Annotated in this window: 15 protein-coding genes and 1 riboswitch; of the genes, 10 read left to right on the plus strand and 5 right to left on the minus strand. The window is 35.2% G+C overall.

Annotated features, from left to right (window positions below; all coding sequences use genetic code 11):
* Positions 1 to 151 precede the first annotated feature (151 nt).
* The 7 genes from LX80_RS12180 to LX80_RS12210 all read left to right on the plus strand — a co-directional run bounded on the left by LX80_RS12180 (position 152) and on the right by LX80_RS12210 (position 8140).
* Positions 152 to 2380: a M28 family metallopeptidase gene (locus LX80_RS12180; protein WP_111297001.1), complete on the plus strand. Its 2229-nt coding sequence runs from the start codon at positions 152 to 154 to the stop codon at positions 2378 to 2380.
* Between the two features lie 436 nt (positions 2381 to 2816).
* Positions 2817 to 4334, plus strand: coding sequence for a hypothetical protein (locus LX80_RS12185; RefSeq protein ID WP_146250508.1), 1518 nt, complete (start codon positions 2817 to 2819; stop codon positions 4332 to 4334).
* A gap of 19 nt (positions 4335 to 4353) precedes the next feature.
* Positions 4354 to 5007 (plus strand): hypothetical protein, encoded by a 654-nt coding sequence (locus LX80_RS12190; RefSeq protein ID WP_111296848.1) that lies wholly within the window; start codon positions 4354 to 4356, stop codon positions 5005 to 5007.
* 569 nt (positions 5008 to 5576) lie between these two features.
* Positions 5577 to 5903, plus strand: coding sequence for a hypothetical protein (locus tag LX80_RS12195; protein ID WP_111296850.1), 327 nt, complete (start codon positions 5577 to 5579; stop codon positions 5901 to 5903).
* Between the two features lies 1 nt (position 5904).
* A complete protein-coding gene (locus tag LX80_RS12200) occupies positions 5905 to 6561 on the plus strand; it encodes a hypothetical protein (RefSeq protein WP_111296852.1) in 657 nt (218 codons plus the stop codon).
* A gap of 9 nt (positions 6562 to 6570) precedes the next feature.
* Complete coding sequence (locus tag LX80_RS12205) at positions 6571 to 7050, plus strand: hypothetical protein (RefSeq protein WP_111296854.1); 480 nt, start codon at positions 6571 to 6573, stop codon at positions 7048 to 7050.
* Between the two features lie 208 nt (positions 7051 to 7258).
* Positions 7259 to 8140 (plus strand): hypothetical protein, encoded by an 882-nt coding sequence (locus LX80_RS12210; protein WP_111296856.1) that lies wholly within the window; start codon positions 7259 to 7261, stop codon positions 8138 to 8140.
* Between the two features lie 524 nt (positions 8141 to 8664).
* Here the strand turns inward: LX80_RS12210 and LX80_RS12215 are convergent.
* From LX80_RS12215 to LX80_RS12235, 5 genes are all read right to left on the minus strand, one after another.
* Positions 8665 to 8868 (minus strand): YgaP family membrane protein, encoded by a 204-nt coding sequence (locus LX80_RS12215; RefSeq protein ID WP_111296858.1) that lies wholly within the window; start codon positions 8866 to 8868, stop codon positions 8665 to 8667.
* A gap of 26 nt (positions 8869 to 8894) precedes the next feature.
* Complete coding sequence (locus tag LX80_RS12220; protein WP_111296860.1) at positions 8895 to 9203, minus strand: hypothetical protein; 309 nt, start codon at positions 9201 to 9203, stop codon at positions 8895 to 8897.
* 21 nt (positions 9204 to 9224) lie between these two features.
* Positions 9225 to 12467: an efflux RND transporter permease subunit gene (locus LX80_RS12225; protein ID WP_111296862.1), complete on the minus strand. Its 3243-nt coding sequence runs from the start codon at positions 12465 to 12467 to the stop codon at positions 9225 to 9227.
* Between the two features lie 46 nt (positions 12468 to 12513).
* Entirely contained in the window at positions 12514 to 13626 is a 1113-nt protein-coding gene (locus LX80_RS12230; protein ID WP_245898060.1) for an efflux RND transporter periplasmic adaptor subunit, read from the minus strand.
* Positions 13627 to 13687: 61 nt separating this feature from the next.
* Entirely contained in the window at positions 13688 to 15025 is a 1338-nt protein-coding gene (locus LX80_RS12235) for a TolC family protein (protein ID WP_111296866.1), read from the minus strand.
* Between the two features lie 183 nt (positions 15026 to 15208).
* Here LX80_RS12235 and trxA point away from each other — a divergent pair, with 183 nt between their 5' ends.
* The 3 genes from trxA to LX80_RS12250 all read left to right on the plus strand — a co-directional run bounded on the left by trxA (position 15209) and on the right by LX80_RS12250 (position 16936).
* On the plus strand, positions 15209 to 15583 hold the full coding sequence (trxA, locus tag LX80_RS12240; protein WP_111296868.1) for a thioredoxin: 375 nt from the start codon (positions 15209 to 15211) through the stop codon (positions 15581 to 15583).
* 79 nt (positions 15584 to 15662) lie between these two features.
* Positions 15663 to 16262, plus strand: a complete 600-nt coding sequence (locus tag LX80_RS12245; protein WP_211307766.1) for a class I SAM-dependent methyltransferase — start codon at positions 15663 to 15665, stop codon at positions 16260 to 16262.
* A 68-nt stretch (positions 16263 to 16330) separates the two neighbouring features.
* Positions 16331 to 16936, plus strand: coding sequence for a hypothetical protein (locus LX80_RS12250; RefSeq protein WP_111296870.1), 606 nt, complete (start codon positions 16331 to 16333; stop codon positions 16934 to 16936).
* Between the two features lie 216 nt (positions 16937 to 17152).
* Positions 17153 to 17340: riboswitch (cobalamin riboswitch) on the plus strand.
* Positions 17341 to 17445: the final 105 nt, after the last annotated feature.

Here is a 17445-nt window from a genome sequence, read left to right on the forward strand (position 1 = left end):
CGGTTTTACGTAGGCTCAAACATAAACCCTTTACCATCAGCATTAAAAAACACTTTAATCAACACCATCCATCAATTAGGCACCCATTTTTCATGCAAAAAAAGTTAAATTGCTACAAGTAATTATTTCTTCAACACACAAAACAACCAACATGAGAAAAACACTTCTGCTACTTGGCATTGGTTTATGTAGTTTACAGCATCCTGTTTTTTCACAAACCGGCACCATTACCGGCTTTACTAAAGAAAGCAGTGCCAAACAACAAGCTTTGGAGCAACAATTTGATGGCTTATTGAATGCAAAAAATGTGGGCAATACCATTCAGGAACTTTCCGCTAAACCACATGCCATTGGCTCACCGGGCAGTAAAGCAGTTGCAGATGCAATATTGGCAAAGTTTAAACAGTGGGGATGGGATGCGCAAATAGAAACATACCAGGTATTGTTTCCTACACCGGTTACACGTGTTTTAGAAATGACATCGCCAACACAGTACACCGCCATTTTAAAAGAACCTGCTTTAAAAGAAGATGGCACCAGTGCTGTAGAAGGGCAACTACCTACTTACAATGCCTGGAGTGCCGATGGCGATGTTACAGCCCCATTAGTATTTGTAAATTATGGTTTACCCAGCGATTATGAAACATTGGCTAAAATGGGTGTTGATGTAAAAGGAAAAATTGTAATTGCAAAATATGGCCGCAGCTGGCGAGGCATTAAACCTAAGGTAGCATACGAACATGGCGCAGTAGGTTGCATTATTTATTCTGATCCTAAAGATGATGGTTATAGCCGTGGTGATGTATATCCCAAAGGCCCTTTTAAAAATGAATATGGGGTGCAAAGAGGTAGTGTAATGGATATGGTTATTTATCCCGGCGATCCCTTAACACCGGGCGTTGGCGCTACTGAAAATGCGCAACGCTTAGACAGAAAAGATGCCACTACAATTTTAAAAATCCCTGTATTACCCATTAGTTATCATGATGCACAACCCTTATTAGCAGCATTAGATGGACCTGTTGCCCCTGCAGATTGGACCGGTGGATTACCCATTACTTATCATGTAGGACCGGGGAAAGCAGTTGTACATTTAAAATTAGCCTTTGATTGGAAGATACGTCCGGCTTATGATGTAATTGCTAAGATAAAAGGAAGCACTTACCCCGATGAATGGGTAATAAGAGGCAATCACCACGATGCCTGGGTATTTGGAGCTGCCGATCCAATTGCCGGCCAATCTGCTATGCTTGAAGAAGCACGCGCCATAGGCGAATTGGTAAAAAAAGGATGGCAACCGAAAAGAACATTGGTGTATTGTGCATGGGATGGTGAAGAACCCGGTTTATTAGGCAGTACCGAATGGGCAGAAGATCATGGTAAAGAGTTACAACAAAAAGCCGTGGTTTACATTAACTCTGATGGTAACGGCAGGGGCTTTTTGAATGCAGAAGGTTCACATGCACTTAATCATTTTATGTATCAAATAAGCGAAACAGTAAAAGACCCTGAAACCGGTGTAAGTATTTTTAAAAGAAGAATTGCAGAGCAAATGGTACATGCAATCTCTGATGAAAAGAAACAAGCTTTAATGAATCAGCACACTTTAGAGCTGGGTGCAATGGGCTCAGGCTCTGATTATTCTTCTTTTATTCAGCACTTAGGCGTGCCTTGTTTAGATTTAGGTTTTGGGGGTGAAGATGCTGGCGGCGAATACCACTCTATTTATGATTCATGGGATATGTACCGCCGTTTTAAAGACCCTACATTTGCTTACGGTGTGGCCTTGGCGCAAACCGCAGGAAGAGCTGCTTTACGCATGGCAGAAGCCGATGTATTGCCTTTTGATTTTAGAAGTTTACACAAAACAGTTGATGGGTACATTAACGAGTTAATGCAAAACGTGCAACAAATGCGCATGAGCACCATGGTAGAAAACAAAATGATTGCTACCCGACAATTTGAATTAGCTGCCGACCCTACAAAGAAAATGGTATTCCCTACTGAAAAACCGGCAGTACCCTACTTAGATTTTTCACCCATACAAAATGCCATTGTTGCCTTAAAAACCGGAAGTGATAGCTTGGCCAAAACCTGGGAAAAAATGTTGAATAATCCCGGTATGCAGGCTAAGTTTAATGAGGCATTATACCGGGCCGAGCAGCAATTGTTATCGTTAAACGGATTACCCCGCCGCCCCTGGTACAAACACACTTTATATGCACCGGGCTTTTATACCGGCTATGGCGTTAAAACCATGCCCGGCATACGCGAAGCCATAGAGCAACGCAACTGGCAGGAAGCACAGGAACAAATTAAAGTAGATGCCGCCGCCATTCAACAATTGGCAGCCTATTTAGCCAAAGCAGCTCAGTTATAATTATCTTATTACCAATTACATTACAACATACAAGGGTTGCCTTTCAACGGCAGCCTTTTTATTTTTATGTCGTATACTCTTATAATAAAGTTTATAAAAACACAAGTTGGCTTGGCGAACAGGTTTCAGACGAATGATGCCATCTACTTTTTTAAGGATTGAAAGAAACCATAATAATATAATTATTTTTAAGTATTTATACACTACTCATTTACATCAAATTTTACCTTTTTTGGTAATAATACACCGTAAAAACACGGTATTTTTAAAATTTAATTAAAATAATTGAATAGTTATTAATTTTATTATTTAATATTGTTGCGTTAAAATAAATTATCATGTAAAACCCTATCCTATTTCTTTTTTTACCCGTTTTCCGGTTTAATAATTAACCTATAAAAATAGTTTTTACATAATAATTTAAAATGTAATGAAAATGAATACAAAAATTATATTAGCAACACTACCGGTTCTTCTATTCATGGCCTCATGTTCTAAAGATTTCCGGGGGATAAACAATTATAACAATTTACTAATTCCAACCATCAGAATAGACAAACACTTTCCCAATGGAATTTTACAATTTGCCAACAAAGAAAGTTTTAAAGCTTTTTATGAAAAAGTAGAACAATCTCCGGAGTATGCTCACCTGGTATTACCCCACTTTAAAAGTTTTAAAACAGTTGTAAACAATTTTGAAGCTAAATCATCAGAGAATAAACATACTGCATTATTAACACAAAATTCAACTCCCAATTCAATAGTGAGTCAGGAAGAGTATTTGATAGACATGAAAATGGAAGCGCTACCCAATGAAACATTACAACAAATTGTTAATGAAGACTTAGATGTAATTATTGAAAACCAGTTATACCAATTTACGCGTATTGGACAGTTTCAGGTTAATATGGATGTTATTGATGCCTATCTGGAATTATTCCAGGATAATGTAGATAATCTATTCTATAATCCAAATTTTTTAGCTATTCCCAATGAAACACCACTAGGCAATAATCAATACGAAGTGATAACAGGTGTTATCAGAGATGAAGCTGCATTAGGCGATGATATATTAAATTTAAATAAAATTATTTATTTACAAGAAATAAACGGTGGCATGCCCGACTTTGGCGGCGGAGGTGCACCGGGTATTAATGGTGTTCCGGATTATTATGTTAATTTCATAAAACCAGATTTTAACAATGATAATTTAGCCATAATATTTAATGACTGGGATAAGAGAAGATTGAATTTTAAAACAAGAAAAATTGAATTTTTAGGCATTTACAATAAAATTGAAATGAAAGCTAAGATACAAAGAGAGAAAAAATTTTTATGGATTACATACTGGGGCGCATCTTACGCTGATGAATTATTTACTGGATTTGATAATATGAGTTTAGAAACCAATTATATAATGCCACATCCAAACTCTTATGCCGTTCCTAGTAAACCAGAAGTAGCAGGTTTTGCAGACTTTAAATTAGGGAATCACTTATTACAGGCATTACATGTAAACATAAGTGTAAGTGCATTACAATATTCACTTACAAATAGTGAAGTTGCAACTTATTTAGATAATGGATTTAATCATCTTGTTGGGAATGTATATACTAATTTATTTAATCAATTTGAGAATAAAATATTAAATCAAATCGATAGATCCTATAGTACAAGATGGGCAGAATATACAAAAGTGATGAATAATCTTGACAATCAGTATAGGTTAAAGTGGCAATTAGGTAAAGGAGAAAAAGCACAAGGATATAGCCACGAAAATACATGGATTTTAGATCAAAATATTGGAGTTACTTATAAAGTTAATGGAGGTGTACCAGGTGGTTACCCTGCTCAGTATAATTACAAATATGAATTGAAAGCTGGAAGTTTTTATGCCAGAGCAAGAGTAGGAAGTAATTGGCATGGCATAAGAGCAATTATACAGAAAAAATAAATGTAATAAAATATATAATATGAAAAAAATTATCTTGTTAACTATATTTTTTATACCTATTTATGTGTTTTGTCAAAAAGGGGGAAACAATGATTTTAATGAAAAGAAACTGAATAGTTCGGATAGTAATGCCTATTTTATACAGAAAAATATTTATAGGTTAACCATAGCAACACCCCTAAAGAATTTGAGCTACTATGTACCTGATATAATGTTACTGGGTAATTATGAACATGCGCTGGATAAAAATGTATCGGTAGCAGTGAATGCGGGGGTAAGAATGTATAATCAATCATTTGGTGTTTATGTGGCAGACCCGGTTACTAGTTATCATTTTACAGGAACTGCGGAAATAAGATATTATTATGCTTTGCAAAACAGAACAAAAAAATTAAGGCATACCAAAAATTATACAGGTGGTTATCTTTCACTCAGTCAATATCTGTTAACCAACCCATTTGCCATTCAAAGCAAATCAAAACAAGTTTCGGAAAAAGATGCAGCACCGAAACAGGCAGGTATTTACCTAAACATAGGCTATCAAAAACAATTTAAACAATTTTATTTTAATGGCTATGGTGGTATTTTGATATTAAATGAAACCAGTACAACAGTATCCGGATTTAATGGGGCGCTGCAAGCGGTTGTTTCAATTGGTTATGTTTTTAAATAAACCATTGTCCACTCGAAACGCAACAATCATTTTAAGCAACTTGTACACAACGAAAAAATAGGAATGGGGGAAATTACACATTGCCCATTCCTTACTTTGTAACCACTGCTACAACTCATAACAATACAAATGATAAGTTATTTAATTTAAAGTTGTTAAACTGCAATTAAATAAAATAATATATTATTTATAATCTACTCATTTACATCAAATTTTACCTTTTTTGGTAATAAAACACCATAAAAACACGATATTTTTAAAATTTAATTAAAATAATTGAATAGTTATTAATTTTATTATTTAATATTGTTGCGTTAAACTTTATTACCATGTATAATTATATCCTATTTCATTTTTTAGCTATATTCAAAATGTATCAATACAATAAAAAAATATTCTTATACATCATCAATTTAAAATTTGTAAGCAACCCTGTTGGACACACCCCAATAATTAAGTGATTGCAGAATAAAACACAATGGTCATGAAAATAAAAACCATCAATTATTAAGGGAGCATAGCCCACTATGCATATAAAAGACTATTTCAAAACAATTAAAAATCTCATTATGAAATTTTTCTTTTTTATTTCCGCAGTTTTGCTGACATTTTTATCGTGTCGTAAAAATTCTCCTGAATTTTTTAAAGGTAGTGTAGATCGAAATATAAACAGCTGTTCAGGTAGTACCGGGTATGTATTTATTATTAAATATATAACTAAAAACAACACAGAAGATAGTTTATCTACTCTTACACTTCCCACTCAATTTAAATTATCAGGTACAAAAATAAATTTTCAAATGAGAAATTTGAGTAACACAGATGAAGTGATGTTTTGCAACACTATGATAACACCACCAAAACAAAAAGTTATTTACAATGTAAAACCACAGTAACATGAAACAAAAGATAACATTAATTATGGGTATTTTTCTTATAAATAGTGTGGTGTTACACGCTCAAAAAAGTAAATTTTCATTAGAAGCGAATTATGGATTAAATGGAAATTTTTTTGTGAGAAGCTATGATGAGCTGGGTGGGCCTAACCCTAAAACCTATTTTTATAAAAAGAATTTTGTGGGTTCAATTGCAGGCTTAGAACTAAAATTTAAAATGGATAGTAGCTCAACATTAAGCATTGCTTACGCCCAATCAATCAATAGTAAGCGAGTTAATTTTGATGGCCCCTTCAACAGCATTTATTTACAAATTAACAATTATTCAATTCGTCACATTAATTATTTTTATCAATTTTCATATGAGGGTACATTTAACAAACGAAAAAACAACTGGAAATATCAGGCAGGTTTGTTCTATTTACGTTCTCGTCAACAAGAAATTCTTCTTGAAAACTTCAATAATTTAATCACCTTAGATGAAAGAGATTACAAACATGATGGATTAGAAGAAGGTGGCATATTTGCAGGGCTTGGATATTTTAAACCAATAGACCGCCACTTTAGTTTAGGAATCCGTTCCAGAGTTTATTTTTTAATCTCTACCGGCACATTTGAAGCAGTTACCTTAACACCAGCATTATCATATAATTTTTAAACCAATCCAATGAAACAAATACTCTTCACTATTCTAATATTAGCTTTTACATTCACCTGCTTTTCGCAAAATTCTTTTAAAAGAAATGATATTTATATAGAAGCGGGTGGTAATAGTTTGTTTGCAGGCATTAACTATGAACGACAATTAACCAAGCAACCAGGCTTAGGCGTTCGTATTGGGGTGGGTATGTATTCAGAGAATGCATTTTATTTAGCTATACCCATCGGCATCAATTATTTATTCACCACCAACAATCCTAAAGGATTTATTGATGTTGGTTTAGGTACCACCTTTGCCCGTGAAAATGCTAAATTATTTTGGGAAAAGAAAACAATTGCTGATGACCATTTTGTAAACTTTATTCCAAGTATTGGTTACAGAAGACATACCACGCAAAACATGCTATGGCGTATAAGTTTCACCCCGGTTATTAATCGTTATGGATTTGTACCCTGGTTGGGCTTTTCAGTTGGAAAACGTTTTTAATGCAAAAAGGCTAACAGCAACCACACTGTTAGCAGAAATAATATCGCAGCACTCCAAACTTCGACAGTTCAAAACAGGACATTAAGAAACCTTGACACATTAAGAACTTCACAAGAATATGTAAGAGCGTAAAAAATTTGCTACAAAATGCAGCAAGTCAAACTGCACAGGGGTATTCCCATTTGACAAAAAATTTAAAATATAACCAATGAAAAAAAATTTCCTATTGCTCGCAGTTACAATTATGTTAGGTTTTATTGCGTGCAATAAAACGACAAAAATGACAATTCCACAAAACAAAGTTTTAAATGCAAAAGACTTCCAAATTTATGGTAGTAAACATAATCAAGAGCTTTCCAATGTATACAATGGATTGCTTAATAGACAAAAAAGCAATTTGACTAACATCAACACTTTTGGAGTCGATAATGTGCTTAATGCTTCTCAAGCATTAGACATCTCACAAAATATAATTCTCAACGATTTAAATAACACTCCAAATATCTCAACACTTGAAAAAGAGTTAGGGTATTATTATGTCAATAATACATTCGCAGGCATACCAATTATGGCCAACACACATCTATTTACTGAGAGTATAGCAAATAACTTGACAACTTCTCAGATTACTTTATTAGATGAATTATATTCCGTTATAGATAATGTTAATATTGACAATGATTTGGTAGTAACAGGAAATAAAATTACTGCAATCGAGAATAAAGTTCCTAATTTAAATCTTACTGAGGTGCAACAAAGTATAATTTATATTGCTACTAACGTTGCAAGAAGTTCTATTACATACTGGAATTCCGAAGGTCCAAATTGGGTAAAATTAAATTCACCAAGTGTAGGTACAACTATTGCTACATTAAACGCACAAGTATCTACCTTTGGGTTTTGGGGTAGTGTTTGGGGCGGTATAAAACAAGCTGCAAAAGGTGATGTTGCTGGTGCAGTGGGTGGTGCAGTCGGTGCAGCTGCAGCTAATATAATTGTTGGACCTGGCACTGTTGCTTACGGTGCAGCAATAGTTTCTGCAAGTGCTGCTGGTTCAGCATATGAAGCTGTAATGTATATCTTAAAATAAAAAACATAATTTTAAATGAAAAATAAAAAATCACTTCTTTTTCTGAAATTATTTCTGATATTTTTAATTTCTTCAATTGCAGGTACATTTACATATTATATACTCTTTAAGGAATTGAAGCCAATAACCTTTATAATTAGCTCAATACCTATAGTTTTACTTGCATACAGTAACATAAAAAAACGATATTCAAATAATAACTAATAAGAAAATTAGGGTTATTGCAAAATTGATAACCCTAATTTTTTTATTAAATTTTATTATAACACCATCTTTTCATTAATAAAACTGTTATGCGACTTCTGCCAACATGGGTTTGCTGCAAGTAAGGCTGGAAGATTTTAGCAGCAGCAGTTCGCAATTTGGCTTCAGTCCGGATTGACGGAAAGCTATTGTACTTTTGGTTTTAAGCTTGCACATTTAGTTCATCAATCAGCAGCGGTTTCGGGGAGACGGAATTTTAATTCCACAACTGGAGCAAGCTTTTCCAGTTAGCCTTACCATCAACCACATTACGCTCTAACTCAACAACATTTTCCATTATTAGAGGGTACACCAAAACCATCTAATATTTTTTCTAAGGGGCAAAAACGGGTAAAGGAAGATTGTAGCAAATTAACCCCTACAAAAACAGTTAACCATATCCAGTTAATGGATACAAAGTAAATTAGTACTACACTCAATAATACGATACTGCCTGCAACGGCACGAACAATACGTTCTCTCATTTTTTTATTTTTTTTATTTTAAAAAATTAATAACTGCTTGCCTCAACCGGCACTATGAATGCACGAATGGGGAATGCACTGGGCGTTTCATTATTAAACTTCTTTACTAATTCCAGTGCCTGTTGTGCTTTATCATCATCAGTAAAACTGAAAAAGAATAGCGCACTGGTTTGCGCATCGCCACTGGCAAACCAATTATTCAACACATAATTATTGTGTTCTGATTTATGGCCAATGGTATCGGTAACACTAAATACCGGCACTTTGGCTTTTTCGAGGATATGGGTTACAGCCAGTAAATCCTCTTTAATACTTGTGATGACTAACATTTTCATATACCATTGTTTTAAAGGTGATTATTGTGTGATGGTATTTTCGCCATCATTATTAGTAGGTGTTGAAGATTCTGGATATTTTTTACGCATCATTTTATAATACAACAAAGGCACTACCAATAAAGTTAAGAAAGTTGATGTAATGGTTCCGCCCATTAATGAAATGGCCAAACCTTGGAAAATAGGATCAAACAATATAACTATAGCACCTAAAGCAACTGCACCTGCTGTTAATAAAATTGGCGTAGTACGCACAGCACCTGCTTCAATAATAGCTTGTTTTAACGGAATACCTTCGCGTAAACGAATATTAATAAAGTCAATTAACAATACCGAATTCCGCACCATTACACCCGCTAAGGCAATAAAGCCAATCATAGATGTTGCAGTAAAGAAGGCACCCATCATCCAGTGTCCAATAATAATCCCGATTAATGATAAAGGTATGGCAGCTAACATAATAATAGGCACGGTAAAGTTTTGGAACCATCCTACTATTAACATGTAAATAATGATAATTACTACTACAAATGCAATACCTAAATCGCGGAACACTTCATAGGTAATCTGCCACTCACCATCCCACTTTAGCGAGAAATGATCTTCTAACCTGGGTGCATGCGTATATTCTTCCTTCAATGTATAGCCTGCAGGCAGTTTAATGCTGTTTAGCTTATCAGAAATATCACTCATTGCATATGAAGGACTTTCTAATTTTCCCGCCATATCAGCCGTTACATAAACCACTCGCTTTTGATTTTTCCTGTAAATACTTTTTTCTTTAATACCACGTGTAATGGTTACTAAATCGCCCACAGGAATAGCCATACCTTGTTGATTGATGATTTTTAAATTTTTCAATGCATTAATATCTGACTTATCAGCATCACTTAACTGCAATGAAATATTAACAGGATCATAGCTTGCCGGAACATGTAACGTTCCCACATTGCTGTTTGACAGTGCTGCATGCATGGTAGCTACTACCTGTGCAGGCGCAATGCCATAACGCATGGCTTTTTCCTTATCAACATCAAACTTATATTCAGTTTGGTCATGCTCTACTCGCCAGTCAACATCAACTACATCGGGCGTTTGGGTAAACAGCTTTTTAATTTGACGGGCAATTTCAATTTGCTGCCTGTAATCGGGTCCATAAACTTCTGCAACCAAAGTAGATAATACCGGTGGTCCGGGTGGAACTTCAACTACTTTAACATTAGCATTGTATTGCTTAGCAATTTCCTGAATACCGGGGCGCATACTTTTGGCTATAGCATGGCTTTGCTCTTTCCTATCTTCTTTTTTAATTAAGTTCACCTGAATATCAGCCATGTTATCGCCTCTTCTAAAGTCGTAATGGCGCACTAATCCATTAAAGCTAATAGGCCCCGAAGTGCCAATGTATTCTTGATAATTCTCAACCATAGGTTGTTGGGAAACATATTCAGCTATTTCTTTAGTAACTGCTGCAGTTTTTTCCAAGGTTGAACCTTCAGGCATATCAATTACAATCTGAAATTCATTCTTATTATCAAAGGGTAACATCTTAACGGCTACTGCCTTTGTGTAGAACATCATCATAGATGCCAGCAATATTACCACTATGCTAATCATGAATGCCCAACGCTTCCAACGGCTTTGCAGCATGGGGTTAATAAAGGATTTATAAATTTTATAAATGCCTGTTTTTTCCAATACTACCGGTGGTTTTTCTTTACCATGCTTTTCTTTTTCGCGTAAGAATAAATAACCGAGGTAAGGTGTTAAGGTTAACGCTACAATTAATGAAAGCATCATGGCAATTGAAGCACCAATGGGCATGGGACTCATATACGGACCCATTAATCCTGATACGAAAGCCATTGGCAATACTGCTGCAATTACTGTAAAAGTGGCCAATATAGTTGGGTTACCTACTTCATTAATAGCATAAATAGCAGCTTGTAAAGGGGGCAGTCGCTTCATTTTAAAATGGCGGTGCATATTTTCAGCAATAATAATAGAATCATCTACTACAATACCGGTAATAAACACCAGCGCAAATAAAGTAATGCGGTTTAACGTATAATGTAAAAAGTAATAAGCAAACAGGGTTAATGCAAAAGTTACAGGTACAGATAAAAATACTACTAAACCACCTCTCCAGCCCATGGCCAGCATTACAAATAAAGTAACGACTACTATGGCAATAAACAAGTGAAACAATAATTCAGATACTTTTTCTGAAGCGGTTTCTCCATAGTTACGAGTAGTGGTAATATGCACATCGGCAGGGATTACCTCCGACTTGATGTGATTTATTTTAGAAAGAATTTCTTCTGAAATCTGCATAGCATCAGCACCCTTTTTCTTGGCAATAGAAAGTGTTACAGCAGGATAAGCTGAAGCATAACGGGCATCTTTTGACGTATCGGCTTTCCCATAACCAAAATACACATACTGACTGGGGGTTTCCGGACCATCCACAACTTTTGCTACCTGACGTAAGAAAACAGGTTGCTGTTGATTAGTACCAATAATTAAATTCGCCACATCATCAGCATTGGTTAAAAAATTACCTGTTTCAACTGCGAATGCAGTATCGCTTTTTAGAAGGTTACCGGAAGCTAATTGCGCATTATTACCCTGCATTTGTTTGGCAATGCTTAAAAAGTCAACATGGTATTCAGCCATTTTATCTTTGTTCAACAGCACTTTCACCTCACGGCTGCGTCCGCCAATAATATTAACAGCAGAAACATCAGGTATCTTTTTTATTTCATTGGTTAAAACCTCACCCATTTGTCGCAGGGCATAATCATCATATTTATTGCTCCACAAGGTTAGGCCTAACACAGGCACATCATCTATGGCACGAGTTTTTACCAACGGCAGTGTTACACCTTGCGGCAACTTGTCCATATTCTTCATTAACTCATTGTACAATTTTACTAATGAGCGCTCAACATCTTCGCCCACATAAAACTGAACAATAAGCATAGCCCTACCTTGCATGGTAGTTGAATAAACGTATTCAACACCTTTTACATTTGAAATAATTTTTTCTAAAGGGGCAGTTACTTTTGTTTCAACTTCTTTAGGTTCAGCACCGGGGAAACCCACCAATACATCGGCCATTGGCACTTCAATTTGGGGCTCTTCTTCCCGCGGAATTAAATAGGTACTGTAAGCACCTATCAATAAAAATGCAATCATTAACAGAATAGTTAGCTTACTCTGTATGAATGCTTTGGCAATATTTCCCGCAAATCCTTTTTCCATAATAATATTTAATAATTTAAAAAACTATTCAATGATTGCTCAATTGTTATTTCATTTCTTTTACCGGAACACCATCGGCTAATTTGCCGTTGGCAGATAGAATAAAGGGTTCATCTTTGCTTAAACCTGACAATACCTCAACTTCATTCCCCATTTGCTTACCCAAACGAACCCAACGCAATAAAGCAGTGTGATTGGCGGAAACAGTATATAAGCCGGTTAATTCATCTTTTGTTACAATAGCAGATACAGGCACCATAACCGCATCACTGCCGGTATTAACAACAGCAACATTACCTTTAATCGGCAACTGTGCAGTAACATACATACCGGCATATAAACCTGCTTTCTCATTTTCGGGTATTGCTACCTTAACCATATATTGACCACCGGTGTATTGCGCACTTTCACTGATTTGTGTTATTGTACCTTTAATACTTTTATTAATGGCTTGAATGTATAATGGTACTACGTTACCCATTTTTACATAATTAATTTGCGATTCGGGAACAGCAATACTAACTTGGAAACTGCCTGATTTTTCAATGGTAAGCAAAGGCATTCCGGGGTTTGCCATACTTCCGGCATCAGCCATTTTTTGAGTTACCACACCACTAAAAGGTGCAGTTAAATTGGTATAAGCCAACATGGCATTTACTTCATTACGCATTTGTTTAGCAGCATCTACTCGTGATTTTGCTGCATTGTATTGCAGGGTTACATTATCCAATTCTTTTGCAGATGCACTTTGTTGTTGGTATAAAGCAGTAAAACGATCGTAATCTTTTTGGGCATTACGCAACGCAGCTTCGGCTTCGGCAATCATAGCATCGGCTTGTGCACGTTTAGCCAATATATCCTGATTACTAATGGTAGCAAGTAATTGACCTTGTGAAACATGGTCGCCCACTTTTACACGCATGGATGTAATGTACCCCATTACCCTTGTGCTAATATTGGCACTTTGTACCGCTTCAATTTGTCCGCCTAAGCTTAATGCATTTTGTGTTGCAGCATTAGGCATAGAAAGTTTTACCTCAATAGGAGTAACAACAGTAGTTGTTTCAGCTTTTTTTTCATTGGAAGAACAGGCAGTTAATAATATACCTGTTAATGCCAACATAACGGTAGTGGTTTTTACATTTTTATTCATCTGCATAATTTTTTAGTTGTATAAAACCTGATTGTATATTTTATTCTCAGGCAGGTTAAATTGTTGATTAATATTTAGTGTTATTGGAAGTTTGGGTTAAAAATTGTAAATAAGCTTGCGTAGTTTGATAATTAAACTGTGCTTGGGCTAAGCCTAATTTTTGTTGTGCCAACTGTGTTTCGGCCATTAGCACATCGGTAGTCTTTACCAATCCTTGTTCGTAGCGATTTTGCAAAATTCGCAAAGCCTCACTTGCTTGTTGTATGGCAGATTGTTGTTGAGTAATTTGATAGCCTGCATCATGCAAATCGCGATATGTCTTATTCAACTCAAGTTGGCTTTGTTCTTTTTGTTGAGATAATTGCTGTTGCAGCTTATTACGTTCAAGCGTTTGTGTTACTATAGTATTTTTAGTTCGGTTACCATTAAATAAATTCCATGATAATTGCACACCTGCTAAATAAGCATTGGCACCAAAGCCAAACATACTTTTGTCATTAAGTTGATAATTGCCAAATGCGTTTAGTTTTGGCAGATAACTCATTTTACTGCTTTTAATCATTAAGTTACTGGCTTCAATAGCTTTTTGCATGGCCATAAAATCGGCACGTGCTTCAGGAACTTTAGTAATAGAATCACCGGATAATGTATTATCAAATACAACTTTATCAATGGTATAGGTAGTTCCGGTTGGGGCGCCCATTAAAAAACTAAGATAATCGCTGGCATTTTTAATATTGCTTTTAGCATTAGCCAATTGTGTAGTTACCATGTTTTCATGTACCTGTGCATTCAACAAATCAGATTTTTGTACCAATCCCTGATTAAAATAGTTTTGTGTTAATTGGTACATAGCATGCGCCGTTTGCTGCGCTTCTTGCAACACTTTTACGGCATCGTATGCCAATTGTAATTGCAAATAGGCTTTTTGCACTTCAAAAGCAATATATTCTTTAGTGCGCTTTGTTTTAAACTGATAAAGTTCTGTTTGCTTTTCGGCACCTTTACGCATATAAAGCATATCTAAATTCACCAATGGCTGCTGCACAGATAATTGCGTAGAAAAATCAGGTGTGCCGGAAGGATGATTCAATAAATCCGGATTAAAATCAGCTTGTGTAATAGTTTTTTGTTGTAACTTAAAACCAAAGGCATTTAAAGGATTATTGGTACTCATGGCTGTATAGGATACGCCAACCTGGGGTAAGAATATGGCCGATGTTTGCTTGTAATTACTTTGAGCAATTTGTTCGTCAATACCGGCCAGTTGTATAGCTTTATTGTTGGCTTCAGCCCGTGCAATAGCATCGGAAAGTGTTAGCTGTTGGGTACTATCCTGTGCTAATACCGTTTGCTGAAATAAAAGAAAACATAGGCCAATAAAGGCATTTAATAAGTACTTCATTCTGTTCAATCTTAGCATTGCGTTAAAATTTATTGCAAAATTATTCTGCGCAATTAGCCTGTACTGTGACATATATCACCCTTAAACGCCAATCATTATTCAACAAAAAAGTAATAGGGCTTATGTGATAAACATCACTAAAACATTCTAATAAATGAAGTAAGTTTGCATAAAATTGATACAATGGCAACAAAACACTTAACTACTCAAGAATTTAAAGATCAAATTTTTGATTATACAAAAGAGCAGGAATGGAAATACCAAGGAACATTACCTGCAATTATTGATTTTTATGCCGATTGGTGCGGTCCTTGTAAAATGGTAGCACCTGTATTGGAAGAATTATCTGATGAATATGCCGGAAAATTGAATATCTATAAAGTAGATACCGAAAAAGAACAAGAATTAGCTGCAGTATTTGGCATTCAAAGTATTCCAACTTTTTTATTCATTCCTGCACAAGGTCAACCCATGATGCAGCCTGGTGCATTACCTAAAAAAGTATTTAAACAGGTAATTGATGAAGAGTTATTACCTGTAACACAAGCAGAAAAATAGCAAGCAAAAACCCGGTTGATTAATAAGCATTGTGCCCGACATTTATTTGTATTGAAGCATTCGTTTAAACAGTTAAGCTATGATAAAAAATTTTTGGGATCAACGTTATAGTGAAAATGAAACCGTGTATGGTGATGAACCCAATTTATTTTTTAAATCATTTATCGATACAAACAAACCGGGCACAATATTATTACCCGCCGAAGGAGAAGGCAGAAATGCCATTTATGCCGCACAGAAAGGGTATACCGTTGATGCCTTTGACTATAGCGAAGTAGCGCGGAATAAAGCACTAAAAAAGGCTGAAGCATTGGGATTATCTAATATTCATTACGAAGTAAAAGATATTGCCGATTTTGAACCAACAAAACAATATGATGCAGTGGCACTTATTTACGTGCATTTACCCGAACCGCTTCGAAAAGCCTTTCACAGCAAAATAGTAAACGCCATAAAGCCGGGCGGCTACTTGGTTTTAGAAGCGTTTAGCAAAGAACAAATTCAATTTAAAAGTGGCGGCCCTGCAGACCCTGCTTTATTATATGATGCACCATCCTTATGCGCCGACTTTCAATTATTACACATTATTAGTTGCGGCCAAAAACAAATTCATTTGTCTGAAGGAAAATTTCACAATGGCACGGCTGATGTACTTAGGCTTATAGCCCAAAAGTTGTAAATTGTTTTACCGGCCCAATAACGTTATTTTATTGCCTTACTTTTGAAATAGAACTGTGGCCGGTCATTATGAGCAGTAAAAAAATATTGGTTATTTACATTTTATTATTGCTTTATTCCTGCAATAATCATTCACAACAAATCAAAGGGATTGATGCAGATACTATCATAGCCAATACCATACCTACTGATGAAGCGCAACAAGCTCAGCCATCTGTATTTGAAAGAGTAACCGCATTAAAAAAACTAACTCCCTTTTCCCCGGCACAACTAAAGAATATTTTACCCAAGCAATTATTACAATATCATCAAACAAATTTTGAGATCACTAATCAAAATGGTTACTCAACTGCTAAATATGTTTACCATAATCTCAATCAAAACAAATCATTTCAATTTACGATTATTGATTGCGCCGGCGAAACAGGTGCCAACATTTACTATTTGCAATATTTAACCCGGTTAAATATTCAATCTGAAACAAATCAAGGCTATACCAAACAAATTGACTTATTAGGCCAAAAAGCCATAGCAACCTATCAAAAAAAATTAAATCAACACGAGCTAACTTTTTTCAATAACGACAGGTTATTAATTCAAATGTCAGCAACACATCTTGACATTAATGAAATGAAGCAAATAATTGGTGCATTAGAACTTAGTTTGCCTTCTTAACCCTCTTTATATACATTTTTTTTAATCAGCACCTTAAAAAAGCATCTTGTTTTTTTCACAAAACACTCACACTAATACAATGTTGAATAAAATTCATGCATTAGTATGATTATCATTTAACAAAAAAACATAAGAGTATTTTTTTCATAACCGAAAAAAATATGTTTTCAACATAGGGTTAATAACAATTTTGTACTTCATGCAAAACCTTAATTATTTTGCTGCCCGGTTTAAGGTTTCCTTTGATATGGAATGAAAAGGGAATCAGGTGCAAATCCTGAACTATCCCCGTAGCTGTTACCCAATTATACATGCTTTGGCGTTTTAAAACCACTGTTTTAAAAAAATGGGAAGGTTGCCAATTCATGGGAAGTCAGAAGACCTGCCTTTTACCAATAAAACAAATCGCTTTCGGGCGAAAAGCGGGTGTAGCAAAGTATACTACAAAAACGTAATATACCTTACCCTCTCCAGCCCCAACTTAATATAAAATGTAAAAAAAAATTGAA

The organism is Hydrotalea sandarakina (assembly GCF_003254115.1).
Lineage (GTDB): Bacteria > Bacteroidota > Bacteroidia > Chitinophagales > Chitinophagaceae > Hydrotalea > Hydrotalea sandarakina.

Bases quoted from the DNA above. Each gene is read 5' to 3' on its own strand.
- LX80_RS12235 (WP_111296866.1), bottom strand. From the start codon at position 15,025: ATGAAGTACTTATTAAATGCCTTTATTGGCCTATGTTTTCTTTTATTT.
- LX80_RS12200 (WP_111296852.1), top strand. From the start codon at position 5,905: ATGAAACAAAAGATAACATTAATTATGGGTATTTTTCTTATAAATAGT.
- LX80_RS12190 (WP_111296848.1), top strand. From the start codon at position 4,354: ATGAAAAAAATTATCTTGTTAACTATATTTTTTATACCTATTTATGTG.
- LX80_RS12250 (WP_111296870.1), top strand. From the start codon at position 16,331: ATGAGCAGTAAAAAAATATTGGTTATTTACATTTTATTATTGCTTTAT.
- LX80_RS12220 (WP_111296860.1), bottom strand. From the start codon at position 9,203: ATGAAAATGTTAGTCATCACAAGTATTAAAGAGGATTTACTGGCTGTA.
- LX80_RS12210 (WP_111296856.1), top strand. From the start codon at position 7,259: ATGAAAAAAAATTTCCTATTGCTCGCAGTTACAATTATGTTAGGTTTT.
- LX80_RS12225 (WP_111296862.1), bottom strand. From the start codon at position 12,467: ATGGAAAAAGGATTTGCGGGAAATATTGCCAAAGCATTCATACAGAGT.
- LX80_RS12195 (WP_111296850.1), top strand. From the start codon at position 5,577: ATGAAATTTTTCTTTTTTATTTCCGCAGTTTTGCTGACATTTTTATCG.
- LX80_RS12245 (WP_211307766.1), top strand. From the start codon at position 15,663: ATGATAAAAAATTTTTGGGATCAACGTTATAGTGAAAATGAAACCGTG.
- LX80_RS12215 (WP_111296858.1), bottom strand. From the start codon at position 8,868: ATGAGAGAACGTATTGTTCGTGCCGTTGCAGGCAGTATCGTATTATTG.
- LX80_RS12230 (WP_245898060.1), bottom strand. From the start codon at position 13,626: ATGCAGATGAATAAAAATGTAAAAACCACTACCGTTATGTTGGCATTA.
- trxA (WP_111296868.1), top strand. From the start codon at position 15,209: ATGGCAACAAAACACTTAACTACTCAAGAATTTAAAGATCAAATTTTT.
- LX80_RS12180 (WP_111297001.1), top strand. From the start codon at position 152: ATGAGAAAAACACTTCTGCTACTTGGCATTGGTTTATGTAGTTTACAG.
- LX80_RS12185 (WP_146250508.1), top strand. From the start codon at position 2,817: ATGAATACAAAAATTATATTAGCAACACTACCGGTTCTTCTATTCATG.
- LX80_RS12205 (WP_111296854.1), top strand. From the start codon at position 6,571: ATGAAACAAATACTCTTCACTATTCTAATATTAGCTTTTACATTCACC.